A 3,472-nucleotide genomic window follows, 5' to 3' on the forward strand; every position below is an offset into this window, starting at 1 on the left:
GTTCCGACACGCCCAGCGCCCGCGTGGCGTCCCCCACGGTCGGGGCCTGCGCCAGGGCGGCCAGTGCCTCCTGCACGCGCGTGTCGCACCGCGTGAAGTCGGCTAGAGCCGCGTGCACGCGGGCGGCGGTCTCGGCCGGATCGCGGGTCAGGTCGATGGCCTGCACCGACTGCAGCAGCGCGTCGGCATCCACCCCCACGCCGGGATGCAGCCGAAAGCCCAGCCAGTCCTCGCCGGCGCGGGCGGGCACGCCGTAGGCCTGCTGCGGCAAATGCGACACCGTCCAGTGCACGGCACCGTGGGCGTCGATCTGCACGATGAGGTCGCGGCACCCGTCGGGCAGCACGCAGGTCACGCCGGCTTCGGTGCCCTGGTGCTGCCAGCGTTCCAGCACCGTGGGCGGCAGCCACACCGCGGTGGGGCAGGCGGGCAGCAGGGGGCGTTCCATGGGAGGCCGGGGCCCTTCAGCCGCCATGCGTGCCGGCGTGCCAGTCGGTGCGGGCGAGCCGGTACAGGCAATGCGGCCGCACCGGGTGGCCCACCGGCACGGCCGGGTGGTCGAACGCTTCGGCGGGGCTTTCGCGCATGCCCAGGCGTTGCATCACCGCGCGCGAGCGCTGGTTGCCCAGGGTGGTGAATGACACGATCTCCGACAGGCCCAAGTCTTCGAAGCCTGCCCGCAGCGCCAGGCGCGCCGCCTCGCTGGCCAGGCCCTGGCCCCATAAGGGCCGGGCGAGCCGCCAGCCGATCTCCACGCACGGCGCGAACGGCAGTTCGGCCGAGGGCGTGTGCAGGCCTACGAAGCCCATGAAGCGCGGGCCGCTGTCGCCCTGCAGGCAATCCGCGGCCCAGAAACCCCAACCGCGCTGCGCGATCAGCGCCTCGATCCGGTCGGCCATGGCATCGCTGGCGTCGCGGGCCAGCGGCGCGGAAAAGTGCGCCATCACCGCCGGGTCGGCATTCATCGCGGCGAAGGGCGTGCGGTCGGCGGCGGTCCAGGGCCGAAGGCGCAGCCGCGGCGTGGCCAGGGACTCCGGGGCGATGGGGACGAAGGTGTCCGGGGGCTGGGGTGTCGGCATGCGCCGATGTTATGGGAGAGGAGAGGGGGCCAAGGTCCGGTCGCCCAAGGTTCGCTACCGCTCGCCCTTGCGGTAGGGCTTCATCAGCGCCTGTGGATACGCCGCCTTGCGGGCCACCAGCACCAGCGCCAGGATCGACAGCAGGTAGGGCAGCATCAGGTACACCTGATACGGCAGCCACGCATCGCCCGCCTGCTGCAGCCGCAGCTGCAGCGCGTCGAAAAAGGCGAACAGCAGCGCGCCCAGCAGCGCCTTGCCGGGCCGCCACGAGGCGAACACCACCAGCGCCACGCAGATCCAGCCGCGCCCATTCACCATGTTGAAGAAGAACGCATTGAACGCTGACAGCGTGAGAAACGCCCCCGCCACCCCCATCAGCGCGGAGCCCGCCACCACCGAAGCGGTGCGCGTGGCCGCCACCGGAATGCCCTGGCCCTCGGCCGCCTGGGGGTTCTCGCCCACCATGCGCACGGCCAGCCCGAGCGGGGTGCGCAGCAGCACCCAGGCCAGCAGCGGCACCAGCAGCAGGGCCAGCAGCGTGAGCGGCGTCTGGGCCGACAGGATGGGAATGCCCAGCCAGGCCATGGGCGCGAACGGCTCGATCGTGGGGGGCGTGGTCACCTTCGGAAAGCCCACGCGGTAGCCGTAGTAGCTGAGCGAGGTGGCCAGCAGCGTGATGCCCAGCCCCGACACGTGCTGCGACAGCGCGAGCCCCACGGTCAGCCAGGCGTGCAGCAGCCCGAAGGCCGCCCCGGTGAGCGCGGCCACCAGCACGCCGGTCCACAGGCCATGGCCGGCATACACCGTGAGCCAGCCCGTGAAGGCGCCCGCGACCATGATCCCCTCGATGCCCAGGTTCAAAACGCCTGCGCGCTCGCACAGCAGCACGCCCAGCGTGCCCAGGACGAGCGGCGTGGCCACCCGCAGCGTGGCAATCCAGAACGCCGGGTTGGCCAGGATGTCCATCAGCTCGGTCATACTGCCCAGCCCTTCCATGCATTTGCTATTGATTTGGTAGCATCAAGGGCAATCATGACTAGGGCATGGGGGCGATTCGGCTTGAAACCGGTCATGGCATGCTCCCGCATCACTTCCAGCGCACCCGGTATTGCGCGAGCAGCCCCGCCACCAGCACCGCGATCAGTGAGGCCGCCACGATCACGTCGGCGATGTAGGTGGGAACGCCCACCGCGCGGCTCATGCTGTCCGCCCCCACCAGCACCCCCGCCACGAAGACGCCTGCGGCCACCACGCCCAGCGGGTGCAGGCCCGCCAGCATGGCGATCACGATGCCGCTGTAGCCATAGCCCGGCGACATGTCCAGCGTCACGTAGCTGGTGCGGCCCGCCACCTCGATGGCGCCTGCCAGCCCTGCCAGGCCGCCCGAGAGCAGTGCCACCAGCACCACCGTGCGCGTGATCGGCACGCCGGCGAACGCCGCCGCGCGGGCATTGGCCCCCGCCGCGCGGATCTCGAAACCCGGCACCGTGCGCGTGAGCAGCGCCCACAGCAGCACGGCCAGCCCCACGGCCCACAGCAGGCCGGTGTGCAGCCGCGTCTGCGGCACCAGGCGCGACAGTTCCAGCTCGCCTTGCAGCGCCACGCTTTGCGGCCAGCCGAGGGCGAGGGGGTCTTTCATCGGACCGTCGAGCAGGGCGGACACCAGCAGCAGCATCACGAAGTTCAGCAGCAGCGTGGTCACCACCTCGTCGACGCCGAGCCGCGCCTTCATCAGCGCCGGCCCCAGCAGCAGGGCGGCCCCGGCCAGCGCGGCGGCCAGCATCATGAGCGGGAACAGCACCGGCACGGGCCATTGCAGGCCGGTGCCGCCATGCATGCCGCCCACCGCCACCGCCGCGATCGCGCCGGCATACAGCTGGCCCTCCGCGCCGATGTTGAAGAGCCGCGCGCGGAACGCCACGGCCGCGGACAGCCCCGTCAGGATAAGCGGCGTGGCGCGCGTCAAGGTCTCGGTCAGCGCGAACACCGAGCCGAACGCGCCCTGCGCCAGCAGCGCGTAGGTGCGCCCCACGGGGGCGCCGGCCCACAGCACCAGCAGGGCGCTCACCAGCAGGGTGAAGGCCACCGCGCCGACCGGGGCCGCCACATAGGCCAGCGCCGAAGTGCGCTCGCGTTTTTCCAGTCTCATGGGGTGTCGCTTTCAGGCGCGGGCGCCACGGTGGCCGGTGCGGCGTCGGCGCTGCCGCGGCCCCCGCTGGGGTCTGCTCCGGCCATGGCCAGGCCGATGGCCTCGCGCGTCCAGCCCTCGGCGGGGCGGGCTTCGCTCAGGTGCCCGGCGTGCATCACCGCCACGCGGTCGCCCAGCGCCAGCACCTCGTCCAGGTCGTCGGAGATCAGCAGCACGGCCGCGCCGGCATCGCGCGCCGCCACCA

3 protein-coding genes and 2 pseudogenes are annotated in these 3,472 nt (G+C 72.2%); all 5 read right to left on the reverse strand.

The window, feature by feature from the left end:
* Positions 1-448, reverse strand: a pseudogene (locus AC27KI_RS20900) (helix-turn-helix domain-containing protein); the annotation flags it as partial.
* Positions 449-464: 16 nt separating this feature from the next.
* Positions 465-1,079 (reverse strand): GNAT family N-acetyltransferase, encoded by a 615-nt coding sequence (locus AC27KI_RS20905; protein WP_487115623.1) that lies wholly within the window; start codon positions 1,077-1,079, stop codon positions 465-467.
* 54 nt (positions 1,080-1,133) lie between these two features.
* The gene (locus AC27KI_RS20910) at positions 1,134-2,057 is read right to left on the reverse strand and encodes an ABC transporter permease (protein WP_284430857.1); all 924 of its coding nucleotides are present in this window, start codon (positions 2,055-2,057) and stop codon (positions 1,134-1,136) included.
* Positions 2,058-2,166: 109 nt separating this feature from the next.
* Entirely contained in the window at positions 2,167-3,228 is a 1,062-nt protein-coding gene (locus tag AC27KI_RS20915; RefSeq protein WP_284406417.1) for an ABC transporter permease, read from the reverse strand.
* Positions 3,225-3,472 (reverse strand): annotated as a pseudogene (locus tag AC27KI_RS20920) (hypothetical protein); the annotation flags it as partial. The pseudogene AC27KI_RS20920 and the gene AC27KI_RS20915, both read right to left, overlap by 4 nt.

The organism is Acidovorax sp. KPB24-03 (assembly GCF_057546605.1).